The organism is Saccharopolyspora antibiotica (assembly GCF_047200635.1).
Classification (GTDB): Bacteria; Actinomycetota; Actinomycetes; order Mycobacteriales; family Pseudonocardiaceae; genus Saccharopolyspora_C.
Map to the genome: position 1 here is coordinate 100,911 of NZ_JBJZOI010000005.1, position 13,659 is coordinate 114,569.

The following is a 13,659-nucleotide window of genomic DNA, read 5'->3' on the forward strand; positions in this document are numbered from 1 at the left end:
GTCGTTCCGCCCGGACCCGCGCGGAACGGGTTACGGCCTGGTGCCACCGCGATCGCGGCGCAGGCCGAGCCGACGCCAGCTCAGCCGGGGACCCTCCGGACCCCGGTTGCGGCGCATCCGCTGGCGGGTGCCGGCGAACGCGCGCCGGGGCAGCGGCGGCCGCAGCCCGAGCCGACGCTGGGTGCTCCGGCGGATCGCGCGCCGCTCGCGGGGAGCGGCCGCCCAGGCCTCCGGGTGCCGCACCAGCCAGCGATGCCGGTAGACGGCGTACGGGATGTGCACGAGGTACACCACCAGCGCGATGGCCAGCGAGATCAGCGGGAACACGATGATCCCGGCGGCCAGCACCGCCACCAGCACCAGCAGCGGTGCCATCAGCCGCGCGGGCACCTTCGCGGTCTTCAGCGACAGCGTCGGCACCCGGCTCACCGCCAGCGCGGCCACCGCCACGATCCATCCGATCACGACCGGCTGCTGCGCCCACCAGCCGAGGTAGCCGAAGTGCGCGGTGAGCACCAGCGGCAGCAGCGCCAGCAGACCCGCCGCCGGGGCGGGGACGCCGACGAAGAACTCCTTGCTGAACGCGGGCTGCGCGGTGTCGTCGAGCAGCGTGTTGAACCGCGCCAGGCGCAGGATCATGCACACCGCGAAGATGAGGGCCGCGATCCACCCCGCCCGGTTGTCCTGCAGCTGCCAGGCGTAGAGCGTCAGCGCCGGGGCCACCCCGAACGACATCGCGTCCGAGAGCGAGTCCAGCTCCGCGCCCATCCGCGAGGTCGCGTCCAGCAGCCGCGCGATCCGGCCGTCGAGGCCGTCCAGCACGGCCGCCACCGCGACCGCCGCGATGGCCCCGTTGAGCTCGCCGTTCAGCGCGAACTGCACGGCGGAGAGCCCCGAGCACATCGCCAGCACCGTGATCGCGTTCGGCAGCAGGCGGATGCCGGGCGGGGTGAGGCGCGGGCCGTTCATGCCCGCTCGCCACCAGGGAGCTCGGCGAGCACGGTTTCGCCGCCCACGGTGCGCTGGCCGGGCTCCACGAGGACCCGGCTGCCCGCGGGCACGTAGAGGTCGACGCGGGAGCCGAATCGGATCAGCCCGTAGGTGCGGCCCGCGACGGCGCGATCGCCGTCCTGGGCGGAGCAGACGATGCGGCGGGCGACGAGCCCGGCGATCTGCACGACGGCGAGCTCGTGGCCCTCGTCGGTGCGCAGCAGCAGCGAGTTGCGCTCGTTGTCGTCGCTGGCCTTGTCCAGGTCGGCGGAGAGGAACTTGCCGGGCCTGTAGGCGACCTGCTCGATCTCGCCGTGCGCGGGCAGCCGCTGCACGTGCACGTCGAAGACGGTGAGGAACGCGCTGATCCTGGTCATCTCGCGGTCGCCGAGCCCGAGCTCGGGCGGCGGGGTGGCCGCCTCCACGTGCGCCACGGTGCCGTCGGCCGGCGCGACCGCGATCCCGCTCCGGCTCGGCGTGACGCGCCGGGGCTCGCGGAAGAACCAGGCGCACCAGGCGGTCGCGATGCCGCCGAGGACGCCGGCGGGCCGCCACGCGCGGCGCAGCAGCAGGGTGGCGAGGGCGGAGCCGAGCACGAAAGGCTTGCCCGCCGGGTGCATCGGGGGGACGGTGTCGCGGGCCAGCTGGGCGAGGTGCGCCAGCGGGTTGCCGGAGGACGTGCCGGGTTCTGTCTGGGTGCTCATCGAGCTGCTACACCCCTGCGTCGGAGGTCGTCGTCGTCGCGCGTGGGAACGCGCTGCGACCGTGCCGGTACAGCATCTCCGACGGGCCCCCGGCGGGTGCGTCAGGGGGCCGGGTGGTTCCTCCGCGGTCCGGTGCGCGGGGCGGATGCCCTGAACGGGTGAGGCACTTGCCCTGGAACGGGCGAGGCGGGGAGAGAAGTGCCGGGGTGGCCCGGCGCCCCCGAAGCGCCGGTGCCACCCCGGCACCTACCGCCAGGCGCCTCCCCGTGGGCGCCGAACGGTCCCCGAAGTGGGCCCGTGCACCCCCCGACGGCACACGGAACCCGGTGTCCGCTCCCTCCTGGGGAAGGAGCTGACGTCTGAAGAGACGGAGTCGATCGACAGGTTGTTACGCGATTCCCAGTGTAATTGAGCTCACATGAACTACGTAGCCGCTATTGGAGGACATTGGTCGGCAAAATTGGTGACCCAGTGTGACAACTCGCCGGAAGGTGTCCCTCACTCGTCAGAGGACTCCTGCCGATCGTCCACCCGCATCCGCGCGCCCATCAGCTCGCCGAGGCCGCCGTAGGGATCGCCGCGCTCGTCGGTGTCCGGGGTGCTGCGCACCACGAGTTCCGCGACGTCGTCCGCCCCGGTCACCACCGCGTCCGGGCGCACCTCCGAGCTGGAGGCGTCGTCCAGGTACAGCTCCAGCTTCAGCGACCAGCCCGACTTCTCGTGGGTCAGCGTCGTGGCCGCCACGTCCCTGCTGTCCACCCACTGCGCGCCGTCCCGCTCCCGCAGCCGGTCCACCTGGGCCACCAGCAGCTCGTCGAGCTCCTCCAGCTCCGACTGCCACACCCGGGCCGAGGCGCCGGCCAGCAACCGCCGAGCCGCGCTCGCCGAGCTCGGGAGGAACACCAGGCCCCGGTCGGTGACGAGCAGGTCGTAGCGCTCGCCCGCGTACAGCACCGGGCTGACCAGTCCGGACACCGAGGGCTCCGGTTCGGCGGCGGGCTCGCGGGCGTGCTGCAGCGGGACGCCGAGGTCGACCAGCGCCCGGTGCAGGCCGGGGATCAACCGCGGATCGGCCACAGCCGGGCGCACCAGCCGATCCGGGTCCAGCGGCCTGCCGGAGCTCAGCCGCACCACGGACTCGCCCGCCCAGTCCAGCTCGTGCTGCGCGCGGCCGGCGCAGACCAGCGCGTCCACCACGGCACCCCCGAGCAGCTCGGTGAGGGTGTCCACCGCGGCCTCGTCCACCCGGTCGGGGCTCAGCCCGGGGTTGAGCACCGGGTTGATCAGGTCCGGTCCCTCGCCCCGGTGGATCGCGGCGAGCACTCCACCGATCGCGGGCGGGCACTCCAACCCGCTCTGCGCCACCGCCGAGCTCAGCAGCCCCGCCTGCCGGGCGACCTCCGCCGCGCCCGCCTTGCGGGCCAGGTCCGGCCAGGGCAGCCGGGGGCCGAGCCCGTCGACCAGCAACCTGCTCTCCAGTTCCGGGACGCTCTTGCGCGGTTCCCGCAGCAGCGCGAAGGCGGGGTGCTCCTCGGGCTCCCGGTCGCCGCCGCGCAGCCGCTTCATCGCTTCCACCCGCTCCCGGGTGGAGGGGCTCACGTCGCGCTCGTCGGCCAGCGCCTGCTTGACCCGCTCGGCGAGCTGCGGCTTGCGCTCCGGGTGGTCCATGAACGCCCGGAACCCGAGAAGCAGGTCCGGGGCGTGCTCGACCTTGGTGGCCATGCTCAGGTACTGCTCGGCGTAGTCGCGCCAGCCGAACTCGATCGCCTTCATCTTGCGCAGCGAGGTGACCGCGGCGCGCTTGCCCGCGGCCTTCACCGCGACCACGTCCGCGCCGAGCCAGAGCCGGTCGCCGACCCCGCCCGCGATCGACGTGCAGAGCCGGGCGTATCCGGTGAACAACCACTTCACCGGCCCGCCGGTGAGGCCGTTCGCGGTGCGCCGCACGCTCGTCTCGACGCGGTCGGCCAGCACCACCAGCTTGCCCGCGCCGACCGTGCGCCCGAGCTCGCGGGCCACCACGGCGCGCAGCTCGCTGGTGGACAGCCCGGCGATGAGCGGTAACCCGATCTCCAGGTGCCGGGCGCGGACCCGGAGCCCGAGCAGCGCGGTGTCCTCCCGGAGCCGGGCGCGGGGTCGCGAGGTCACCCGCACCTCGTCCGGGGTGGCGGCGCCGGATCCCGCCGTGATCGAGTCGATCATCTTCCAGATCTTCGGCTGCGCGGCGCGGGTCAGCTCGACGCCGCGCGGTCGCTCCCGCTCCCGCAGGACCGTCCGCAGGCCGATGCCGATCACCGCCGCGACCAGGACCGCGGCCAGCCCGGCGCGGACTCCGCCGCCGAAGTCGAGGCGCACGGTGTAGGCGGCTATCGCGAGCAGGCCCAGCACCATTCCGAGAGGAACGGCGAAGAAGCCGATGTGCAACGCCAGCGCCAAGGCGGCGCGCCAGGGGCCACGCACGGTGTTGAAACTCCTGAGTGAGGTCTGTCGATTGCCGGGGGAACCGCGCGGCGCCGCCAGGGGCGCCGGTGGTGCGCTGGCAGTCTTGGCGGAAAACTGCGGGACGTCAATCCATCAGAAGTACGTCCACTGTGGAACCGGCCGGTAGTTCCACCGCGTCCTCCGGCACCTCCAGCAGGCAGTTGGCGGTGGCCATCGCGGACAGCAGGTGCGATCCGGGACCGCCGTGCGGGGCCACGGTCGCGGTCTCCGGGTCGAACAGCGCTCTGCGGTACTGCCGCCGGGCGGACGGGGCCTGCAGGGCGCTGGTCAGCGTCGCCTTCCGGACGGGGCGTTCGGCGCGGTGGTGGCCCGCGGCCGCCCGCAGCGCGGGGCGGACGAAGACCTCGAAGGACACCATCGCGCTGACCGGGTTGCCGGGCAGCGCCACCACGGCGGGCCCGCCCCGGTAGCGGCCCGCGCCCTGCGGCATCCCGGGCTGCATGGCGACCTTGGTGAACTCGACGCCGTTGCCGGACAGCGAGTCCTTGACCACCTCGTAGGCGCCCGCGCTGACCCCGCCGGAGGTGATGATCAGGTCGGTGCGCTCCAGGTGCGGTGCGAGCGCGGCGTGGAAGGCGGCCACGTCGTCGGGCACGAAGCGCAGCAGCTCGGCGACGCCTCCGGCCTCGCGCACGGCGGTCGCCAGCATCAGGCCGTTGGACTCGTAGATCTGCCCGGCGCGCAGCGGCGATCCGGGCTCCACGAGCTCCGATCCGGTGGAGAGCACCAGCACCCGCAGCGGCCTGCGCACCGGCAGCCGCGCCGCGCCGACCGCGGCGGCGATGCCGAGCTGGCTCGGGCCCAGCGATGTACCGGCGGCGAGCACCGCCGTGCCCACCCGCACGTCCTCGCCCGCGCGGCGCAGGTTCGCGCCCGGCTGAGCGGGCGCGCGCACCTCGACCTCGGCGGTGCCGCCGTCGGTGCGCTCCACCGGCACCACGGCGTCCGCGCCGGAGGGCATCTGGGCGCCGGTCATGATCCGGTGCGCGGTGCCGGGTTGCAGCGGCGGGCTGTCGATCCGCCCGGCGGGCAGGTCCTCGCTCACCGGCAGCACCACCGGGCGCTCCGGAGCCGCTTCGGTGACGTCGACGGAGCGCACCGCGTAGCCGTCCATCGCGGAGTTGTCGAACGGCGGCAGCGGAATCGCCGCGACGAGGTCCTCGGCCAACGCCAGCCCGAGGCAGTCGGCCAGCGCCCGGGACTCCACCGGAGCCGGGCTGATCAGCGACGCGATCCGAGCCCGGTGCTCGGAGACCGGGGTCAGGGCGGAGGGTCCAGTTGCGTGGGGCACGCCCCGATCATCGGCCATCGGGTGCGGGGTTGTCGCCACCGGCGTGCCCAAAGTCGCCCGGGTGCCCGTGGCAGACTGCCTGCGATCGTGTGAGCGGCGCTGGAAGGAGGGGCCGTGCAGGTACGGAATCGGCACACGCCGTCGTTCGGAGTGGCCCGGTTGCTGCTCGCGTCCGGCGAGCCCGTCCGGATCGCTGCGGGATCGATGCTCGCGACCAGCTACGGCGTCGCGGTCGAGACGCGCGCCGGTGGGCTGCTGAAGTCCTGGACCAGGGGCGGCTCCGGCGCCTCCACCTGCACCGCGGGCCAGCAGGGCGGCTGGGTGGACGTCGCGTCCCCGCTGCCCGGGGACCTGCACGTGCTGGAGCTCGACGACCAGGGATGGTGCGTGGCGAGCTCGGCGTGGCTGGCCTCGGCGTCGGGCGTGCAGGCCGACGAGCAGTGGTCCGGGTTCCGGAACCTCTTCGGCGACAAGCGCGGTTTCCTCAGCCACCTGTCCGGGCAGGGGCCGGTGGTGCTCGCCTGCTGCGGTGCGCTGGACGTGATGACCTTGCAGCCGGGGGAGTTCCTCACCGTCGCGACCGGTCACGTGCTGGCCTACGGGGAGGCCGTGCAGACGCGGCTGCGCCAGGCCGAGCACGGTGCGGACCAGTCGTTGCAGTCCGGTGCGGGCCTGGTGTTCGACTTCGCGGGCCCGGGACAGGTGCTGGTGCAGACGCGGGACCCCCGTTCGCTGGCGAGCTGGCTGCATTCGCGCGGCGCGGCGCGTTCCTGATTCGGGAGCCGGGCTGCCCGGCGACGTTCTCGGTTCCGCGCGACTTTCCGCGCGAAACCGATTCCGGGACCGTTCGGAACGGTGGAATATTCCGCGAATTTCCCTCGTGCGAATCGGGGTACGGGAATCGCTCCGGCTACGCGCAGTGGCCAGGAAATGCACTCGTTTGGACCAGTATTTCGCGGAAAAGTCGCAATGGTCGGTAGCGGACGAACCGGGCGGACTCCGGTAGCGTCATCCGTGCTCCATCGGCGCTTTATCGGGGCGCCGTGCATCGCATTTCAACGAGGAGGACGCCGTGGCGGTCGGCACGGTCAAATGGTTCAACTCGGAGAAGGGGTACGGCTTCATCGCCACTGATGGTGGATCTGATGTGTTCGTGCACTACTCCGCGATCAACATGTCCGGTTTCCGCACCCTCGCCGAAGGTGACCGGGTCGAATTCGAGGTGAAGGCGGGGCGCGACGGCCGAAGCCAGGCTGACGGCGTCCGCAAGGTCTGAAGCTCGCCGACCGGTGGCCCGCCCCTCGCGCTGGGGGCGGGCCACCGGTCGTCCGGGGCTGCGAGCGGGGATCCGGTGGCGAGTCGTCGAACCCGCGGACGTGGATGATCGCGGGGCGTTAGGCTTCCTGACGTGTCGGAAGACCTCACCGGGCGCCGTCTCGGCCACTACAAGATCGACGGAGTGCTCGGCCGCGGCGGGATGAGCGTGATGTACCGGGCGACCGATACCCGCTTGGGTCGCAAGGTCGCGCTCAAGATCATGGGCGAGCACATCACCGGGGACGCGGAGTTCCGCGAGCGGTTCGTCGACGAAGCCCGCAACACCTCGGCCATCGACCACGCGAACATCGTGCCGCTGTACGACTTCGGCGAGGTCGACGGGATGCTCTACATCGCGATGCGGCTGGTCGACGGTTCCGACCTGGCCAGCCTGATCAAGGACGGCCCGATCTCGCCGCCGCGGGCGCTGGAGCTGCTCAGCCAGGTCGCCGAGGCGCTGGACATGCTGCACGAGCGCGGTCTGGTGCACCTCGACCTCAAACCGGCGAACGTGCTGGTGACCTCCCGGGAGTCCTCCAGCGAGCACGTGTACCTGGCCGACTTCGGGCTCACCCGGCGCGGCGCCACCGGGCACCGCACCAGCTCCGGCGACTTCCTCGGCTCCCCGACCTACGCCGCGCCGGAGCACCTGCGCGGCGAGCCGGTCGACGGCCGCACCGACCTCTACGCGCTGTGCTGCATGTTGTTCGCCTGCCTCACCGGAAGGCCGCCGTTCCAGGGGCAGGTGCAGGAGGTCATCCAGGGGCACCTGAACTCCGCGCCGCCCTCGGCGCTGTCGCTGGTGTCGCTGCCGGTGGGCCTGGACGAGGTGCTGCGCCGGGGCATGTCGAAGAAGGCCGACCAGCGCTACGACACCTGCAAGGAGCTGATGGCGGCGGCGAAGGCCGCGCTGAACGCGCACCCGGACGCGCCGACGAAGCGGACGACGCCCGCGCCGGGTCCCGCCTCCGGGCCGCTGCCCGCCCAGCGGCCGCCGCAGCAGCCCGGTCCCCGGCAGGGCGGCCCCCGGCAGGCCGGTCCGCCCTCCGGGCCCCAGCCGACCGGGCCGCAGCCGACCGGGCCGCAGCCGACCGGCCCGCAGCAGCCCGGGCCGCAGCAGCCCGGGCCGCAGCACTCGGGTCCCTATCCGATGCCGCAGCGCCCGGCCGGCCCGGGCGGGGACCCGGTGCGGCTGCGTCCGCCGATGCCGGTGCAGTCCTCCTCGTTCGCGACGAACGGGGGCGGCGGCTCGGCCAAGTGGCTGGTGCCGCTGGTGCTCGCGGTCGCCGCGATCGTGCTCGTGATCGTGTTCATCGCGCTGGCCTCCGGGGGTTCCGGCGGGGCCAGCGGCGGTGCGGGCGGTGAGGTGAGCTCGTCCCGGTCCACCGGCGGGCTGCCCACCGAGGTTCCGACGACCACCCGCTGAACATGGCCTCCGCCACCCCGACGAGTGGCCGAGTTGGGCCCGAACGGGGGGAATAGTGGCTGGTTGGGGGCGCTGCGCGCCGCAGCGGCTTGCACTCGCCGAGCGTGAGTGCTAAACCTGGATCTGGCACTCAGCGCAGTTGAGTGCCAGGTCGGGACGGTGAGGCCGTCCGCGCTCCGCCACACGACGGCGGTGCGTGACCGGTCGTCCGTCGCGGGCACCGAGCCTGGCCGAGCACAGAGTCCTGCCACGGGGTGCATCTGCCTTTCGTGGCGTCCAGATAGGTGGAGGACCACACCGCAATGGCCAAGATGATCGCGTTCGACGAGGAAGCCCGCCGCGGCCTTGAGCGCGGCATGAACACCCTCGCCGACGCCGTCAAGGTGACGCTCGGGCCGAGGGGCCGCAACGTCGTGCTCGAGAAGAAGTGGGGCGCGCCGACCATCACCAATGACGGCGTCTCCATCGCCAAGGAGATCGAGCTCGAGGACCCCTGGGAGAAGATCGGGGCCGAGCTCGTCAAGGAAGTGGCGAAGAAGACCGACGACGTCGCCGGTGACGGCACGACGACCGCCACCGTGCTCGCTCAGGCGCTGGTTCGCGAGGGTCTGCGCAACGTCGCCGCAGGCGCCAGCCCGATCGCCCTGAAGCGGGGCATCGAGAAGGCCACCGAGGCGATCGCCGAGCAGCTGCTCAAGAGCGCCAAGGAGATCGAGACCAAGGACCAGATCGCCTCCACCGCGGCGATCTCGGCTGGCGACCGCCAGATCGGCGAGCTGATCGCCGAGGCCATGGACAAGGTCGGCAAGGAAGGCGTCATCACCGTCGAGGAGAGCAACACCTTCGGGCTCGAGCTGGAGCTCACCGAGGGCATGCGCTTCGACAAGGGCTACATCTCGCCTTACTTCGTCACCGACACGGAGCGGATGGAGGCGTCGCTCGACGACCCGTACATCCTGCTGCTGAGCTCCAAGGTCTCGAACATCAAGGACCTGCTCCCGCTGCTCGAGAAGGTCATGCAGGCCAACAAGCCGCTGCTGATCATCTCCGAGGACGTCGAGGGCGAGGCCCTGTCCACCCTGGTGGTCAACAAGATCCGCGGGACCTTCAAGTCCGTCGCGGTCAAGGCCCCCGGCTTCGGCGACCGCCGCAAGGCGATGCTGCAGGACATGGCGATCCTGACCGGTGGTCAGGTCATCAGCGAGGAGGTCGGCCTCAAGCTGGAGACCGCCGACCTGCCGCTGCTGGGCCAGGCCCGCAAGGTCGTCGTGACCAAGGACGAGACCACCATCGTCGAGGGTGCCGGGGACGACGAGCAGATCGCCGGCCGGGTCAACGAGATCCGCGCCGAGATCGACCGCTCGGACTCCGACTACGACCGCGAGAAGCTGCAGGAGCGCCTGGCCAAGCTGGCCGGTGGCGTGGCCGTCATCAAGGCGGGTGCGGCGACCGAGGTCGAGCTCAAGGAGCGCAAGCACCGCATCGAGGACGCGGTCCGCAACGCCAAGGCCGCCGTCGAGGAGGGTGTCGTCGCCGGTGGCGGCGTGGCCCTGCTGCAGGCCGCCGTGTCCGCGTTCGACGGGCTCAAGCTCGAGGGCGACGAGGCGACCGGTGCCAACAGCGTCAAGCTGGCCGTCGAGGCCCCGCTGAAGCAGATCGCGATCAACGCCGGTCTCGAAGGCGGCGTCGTGGCGGAGAAGGTCAAGGGTCTGCCCGTCGGACACGGCCTCAACGCCGCGACCGGCGAGTACGAGGACCTGCTGGCGGCCGGCGTGCCGGACCCGACCAAGGTCACCCGCTCGGCGCTGCAGAACGCCGCGTCGATCGCCGCGCTGTTCCTGACCACCGAGGCCGTCGTCGCCGACAAGCCGGAGAAGGAGTCCGCTGGCGCGGGCGCCGCCGGTGGCGACCCGATGGGTGGCATGGGCGGCATGATGTGATCCATGCCGGTTCCCGGGGTTCGCGCTGAACCCCAGACCGCACGAGGAAGGGCCGTCCCGAACGGGACGGCCCTTCCTCGCGTCTCGGCCCCTTCCGGGGACCGGCCCGCGCGATCGGTTCCGCCCGCCCGACGCGGGCGCGTACTCCGCTCCGGCGGGGTGTGCGGGACGGCACGCCCCGCCGAACGGGGGATCCGGGGACGGGCCGGGTGGCGCGAGCCGGTCAGGTCGCGCCGCGCACCCGGTCGATGTGATCTCCTGAGCACCGAACGCGTGGTTCATGGGCGAGGAGGTTCGGGCGAATGGCCATTCCAGGTGCGCTGCGCCGGTTCGGTGGTGCGGCGGCGGTGGCGCTCAGCGCCGCGCTGATCGCCGCGAGCTGCACCGATGCGGCGCCACCCGCGCAGCAACCGCCCGGCGGCGACTCCGGACCGGCGTCCTACCCGGCCGAGGGCGTGCCGGAGGTGGTGCCGCAGCCGCGGAAGGCGGAGCGGCTCGGCGACGACGTGGCGGTCCGCGGCACGGTCGAGCTCGTCGTGGACCCCTTCGTGGACGCCCCGACGCGGGAACTCGCCGAGCGCGTGCTGCGGGAGGCCGGGGCCGCCGACGTGGTCGTGCGCGAGCCCGGCCCGGCCACCGAGGACGCGACGCTGCGGGTGCGCATCGGGGACCGGATGTCGCCCGGTGTCGTGAAGGGCCTGCAGAGCAACGGCTGGGGCGCACCGTCCCCGTTGCCCGAGGAGGGCTACGTGCTCGCGGCCCGAGGCGGCCAGGAGAGCGTGGTGCTCGGCGCCGACGCCCCGGCGGGCGCCTACTACGCGGTGCAGACGCTGCGCCAGCTCACCTCGCCGGGCCGGATCGCCGGGGTCGGTGTGGTGGACGAGCCGTCGATGCCGCTGCGCGGCACGATCGAGGGCTTCTACGGCAGCCCGTGGACGCACGGCGAGCGGATGGACCAGCTCGCGTTCTACGGCGACGTCAAGCTCAACACCTACATCTACGCGCCGAAGGACGACCCGTACCACCGGGAGCGCTGGCGCGAGCCGTACCCGGCGGACAAGCTCGCCGAGGTCCAGCAGCTCATCGGCCAGGCCGCGGCGCACCACGTGCGGTTCACCTTCGCGCTCTCGCCGGGCACCTCGATCTGCTACAGCGATCCGGACGACTTCCAGGCGCTGCTGGCGAAGCTGCAGGCCGTGTACGACTCGGGAGTGCGGGACTTCTCGGTGCCGCTGGACGACATCACCTACACCAGGTGGAACTGCGGAGCGGACCAGCAGCGCTACGGGGCTCCGGGTGAGGCCGCAGCGGGCCGTGCCCAGGCGGAGCTGCTCAGCAGGGTGCAGCGGGAGTTCGTCGACACCCACCCCGACGTCCGCCCGCTGCAGACGGTGCCCACCGAGTACTCCGACTACGAGGACTCGTCGTACAAGACCGCCCTGCGCGAGGGCCTGGACCCCCGCGTCGTCGTGATGTGGACGGGCGACGGCGTGATCCCGGAGCGGATCACCGTCTCGGACGCCGAGCAGGCCGCCCAGGTCTGGGGCCGGAAGGTGTTCATCTGGGACAACTACCCCGTCAACGACTTCGACAAGTCCGTCGGCCGGTTGCTGCTCGGGCCCTACGGGGAGCGCGAGCCCGGGCTGAGCGAGCAGGTCGTCGGCGACGTGGTGAACCCGATGAACCAGGCGGCCGCCAGCAAGGTCGTCGAGATCGGCGCGGCCGATTTCGCCTGGAACGACGGCGACTTCGACCCGCGCCGCGCGCACGAGGCCGCCGCCCGCTACCTGGCCACGGATCCGGCGGCCGCGCTGCATCCGGCCTCGGCGGCCGATCCGGACACGACCCGGGCGCTGCTGGTGTTCTTCGACCTCAACGCGATGTCGCCGCTGGCCAACGGTTCCCCGTGGCAGCCGCCCGCACCGGAGCTGGCGCGGCGGCTGGACGTCTTCCGCTCCCAGTGGACCGGCGGGGACCGCGTGGCGGCGCTGACCGAGCTGCGGGCCTACGCGCAGCAGGTCGCGGACGCCCCGGAACAGATCCGCGCCGAGGCGCCGGCGGACTTCAGCGCCGACTCCGAGCCGTGGTTGCAGGCCACCGACCTGTGGGGCGATGCGTTCCTCGCGACGGTCGACGGCTTGCGGGCGCGCGAGGACGGCAACCAGGCGGTCGCCGACGAGCGCTTCGCCGCGGCCGCAGACCTCGCCGATCGAGCCGGGCAGATCCGGACGATCCCGGGCGAGACCCGTCCGGAGGGGCCGGTCCGGCTCGCCGACGGCGTGCTGGACGTCTTCATCCGGCAGGCGCCGCAGCTGGGTTGATCAGTCCTGCGGGACGATGACCCAGCAGGCCAGGTAGAGCAGGATCCCCGTGCCGAAGCCGAGGACGGTGGCGGCGACGAGGCCGACCCGCACCAGGGTGACGTCGATGCCCAGCAGGTCGGCCACGCCGCCGCACACCCCGGCGAGCAGCCCGTCGGCCCTGCGCCGGAACCGGCGTGCCGCGCCCCCGGGCTTCCCGGATTCCGGGGGCTCGGGCGCGGTGGTGATGACGTGCGGGGCCTCGGCGGTGCGGTTCGTCGTCTCGGTCATGACACCCAGCATGGAGCGCGGGTCGGCCCGAGAACTCGGGGAGTCCCCGGGGCCGACCCCGGAACCCGGAACCCCGAGACCTCCGGGACGACCCGCTCCCCGGCGGGGCCGCCGCGCCGCGTGACATGATCGGTCCGCGGAAAGGGGTGGCGCATGAGCAGGTTCAGCGGGTTTCCCGCGCACGTCGAGAAGTACGTCGGACCGGTGCGCGGCGCCGACTCCCGGGAGGCGGACGGCCGGGATCGCGGCTACCACCTGGTCTACTGCGACCACCGCGACGGGTCGTACGTGTCGGTGCTGACCAGCGGCCTGCGCGAGCACCTCGCCGGGGCCCCGCTGCCGCAGGAGGTGCTGTGCACCGTGCACGCCGATCAGGAGCGCTACGGGCGGCACCTGACCGCGGTGATCGCTGAACTGCTCACCGAGTCCCGCAGCCGGGTCGGTTACGGCGCGCTGATCATGAACGATCGGGCGCTGCTGCCCGACACCGAGATCGCGGGCGCGCTGGCCGCGCCGCACCCCTACCTCGCGGACGACTTCGACGTGCTGCTCGACGCCGATGGCGCTCCGGTGCTTCAGCTGATCACCCTGCTCCCGATCACTCGCGGTGAGTCCCAGCTGGTGGCCCGCTACGGCCGGGACGCCCTCTACGACCGGTGGGAGCAGCGGCACGTGGACCTCACCGACATCCACCGCCCCTCCGCGGCCTGACCCCGCACCACCCGGGCGCGTCCTGACCCCGCGATTTCTCGCGAAATCGCCTTCCCACCCCCTCGGACCCGGCAATTTCTCGCGAAATCGCGCCCCAGACCGCTCGGCTGCGGGTGATTTCTCGCGAAATCGCGGTCGTGCCCGCTCGGCTGTGGCGATTTCTCGCGAAATCGCGGTCGTCGGGACC

The 13,659-nt window shown here is 72.7% G+C and carries 11 protein-coding genes; 6 read left to right on the plus strand and 5 right to left on the minus strand.

Features of this window, described 5'->3' with window-relative positions:
• Nucleotides 1–30 precede the first annotated feature (30 nt).
• The 4 genes from pssA to moeA all read right to left on the minus strand — a co-directional run bounded on the left by pssA (nt 31) and on the right by moeA (nt 5,505).
• Complete coding sequence (gene pssA, locus ACL03H_RS04975; RefSeq protein ID WP_412809883.1) at nt 31–969, minus strand: CDP-diacylglycerol--serine O-phosphatidyltransferase; 939 nt, start codon at nt 967–969, stop codon at nt 31–33.
• Nucleotides 966–1,694, minus strand: coding sequence for a phosphatidylserine decarboxylase (locus tag ACL03H_RS04980; RefSeq protein WP_412809884.1), 729 nt, complete (start codon nt 1,692–1,694; stop codon nt 966–968). Before ACL03H_RS04980 ends, pssA begins: the two co-directional genes overlap by 4 nt.
• 498 nt (nt 1,695–2,192) lie before the next feature.
• The gene (locus ACL03H_RS04985; RefSeq protein ID WP_412809885.1) at nt 2,193–4,154 is read right to left on the minus strand and encodes a M48 family metallopeptidase; all 1,962 of its coding nucleotides are present in this window, start codon (nt 4,152–4,154) and stop codon (nt 2,193–2,195) included.
• A 106-nt stretch (nt 4,155–4,260) separates the two neighbouring features.
• Nucleotides 4,261–5,505, minus strand: coding sequence for a molybdopterin molybdotransferase MoeA (gene moeA / locus ACL03H_RS04990; RefSeq protein WP_412809886.1), 1,245 nt, complete (start codon nt 5,503–5,505; stop codon nt 4,261–4,263).
• A 96-nt stretch (nt 5,506–5,601) separates the two neighbouring features.
• Here moeA and ACL03H_RS04995 point away from each other — a divergent pair, with 96 nt between their 5' ends.
• From ACL03H_RS04995 to ACL03H_RS05015, 5 genes are all read left to right on the plus strand, one after another.
• The gene (locus tag ACL03H_RS04995; protein WP_412809887.1) at nt 5,602–6,261 is read left to right on the plus strand and encodes a TIGR00266 family protein; all 660 of its coding nucleotides are present in this window, start codon (nt 5,602–5,604) and stop codon (nt 6,259–6,261) included.
• 298 nt (nt 6,262–6,559) lie between these two features.
• The gene (locus ACL03H_RS05000; protein ID WP_184483357.1) at nt 6,560–6,763 is read left to right on the plus strand and encodes a cold-shock protein; all 204 of its coding nucleotides are present in this window, start codon (nt 6,560–6,562) and stop codon (nt 6,761–6,763) included.
• A 132-nt stretch (nt 6,764–6,895) separates the two neighbouring features.
• Nucleotides 6,896–8,230 (plus strand): serine/threonine-protein kinase, encoded by a 1,335-nt coding sequence (locus tag ACL03H_RS05005; protein WP_412809888.1) that lies wholly within the window; start codon nt 6,896–6,898, stop codon nt 8,228–8,230.
• Between the two features lie 302 nt (nt 8,231–8,532).
• Nucleotides 8,533–10,170: a chaperonin GroEL gene (groL, locus tag ACL03H_RS05010; protein ID WP_412809889.1), complete on the plus strand. Its 1,638-nt coding sequence runs from the start codon at nt 8,533–8,535 to the stop codon at nt 10,168–10,170.
• Nucleotides 10,171–10,472: 302 nt separating this feature from the next.
• Nucleotides 10,473–12,491, plus strand: coding sequence for a beta-N-acetylhexosaminidase family protein (locus ACL03H_RS05015; RefSeq protein ID WP_412809890.1), 2,019 nt, complete (start codon nt 10,473–10,475; stop codon nt 12,489–12,491).
• On the opposite strand, the gene ACL03H_RS05020 is transcribed toward ACL03H_RS05015, so the two are convergent.
• Nucleotides 12,492–12,761: a PspC domain-containing protein gene (locus ACL03H_RS05020; protein ID WP_412809891.1), complete on the minus strand. Its 270-nt coding sequence runs from the start codon at nt 12,759–12,761 to the stop codon at nt 12,492–12,494.
• A 153-nt stretch (nt 12,762–12,914) separates the two neighbouring features.
• Here ACL03H_RS05020 and ACL03H_RS05025 point away from each other — a divergent pair, with 153 nt between their 5' ends.
• Entirely contained in the window at nt 12,915–13,472 is a 558-nt protein-coding gene (locus ACL03H_RS05025) for a suppressor of fused domain protein (protein ID WP_412809892.1), read from the plus strand.
• Nucleotides 13,473–13,659 lie beyond the last annotated feature (187 nt).

Excerpts from the sequence above, each read along its gene's own strand:
- pssA (WP_412809883.1), bottom strand. The coding sequence starts at position 969 with ATGAACGGCCCGCGCCTCACCCCGCCCGGCATCCGCCTGCTGCCGAAC.
- ACL03H_RS04980 (WP_412809884.1), bottom strand. The coding sequence starts at position 1,694 with ATGAGCACCCAGACAGAACCCGGCACGTCCTCCGGCAACCCGCTGGCG.
- moeA (WP_412809886.1), bottom strand. The coding sequence starts at position 5,505 with ATGGCCGATGATCGGGGCGTGCCCCACGCAACTGGACCCTCCGCCCTG.
- groL (WP_412809889.1), top strand. The coding sequence starts at position 8,533 with ATGGCCAAGATGATCGCGTTCGACGAGGAAGCCCGCCGCGGCCTTGAG.
- ACL03H_RS05015 (WP_412809890.1), top strand. The coding sequence starts at position 10,473 with ATGGCCATTCCAGGTGCGCTGCGCCGGTTCGGTGGTGCGGCGGCGGTG.
- ACL03H_RS05020 (WP_412809891.1), bottom strand. The coding sequence starts at position 12,761 with ATGACCGAGACGACGAACCGCACCGCCGAGGCCCCGCACGTCATCACC.
- ACL03H_RS05025 (WP_412809892.1), top strand. The coding sequence starts at position 12,915 with ATGAGCAGGTTCAGCGGGTTTCCCGCGCACGTCGAGAAGTACGTCGGA.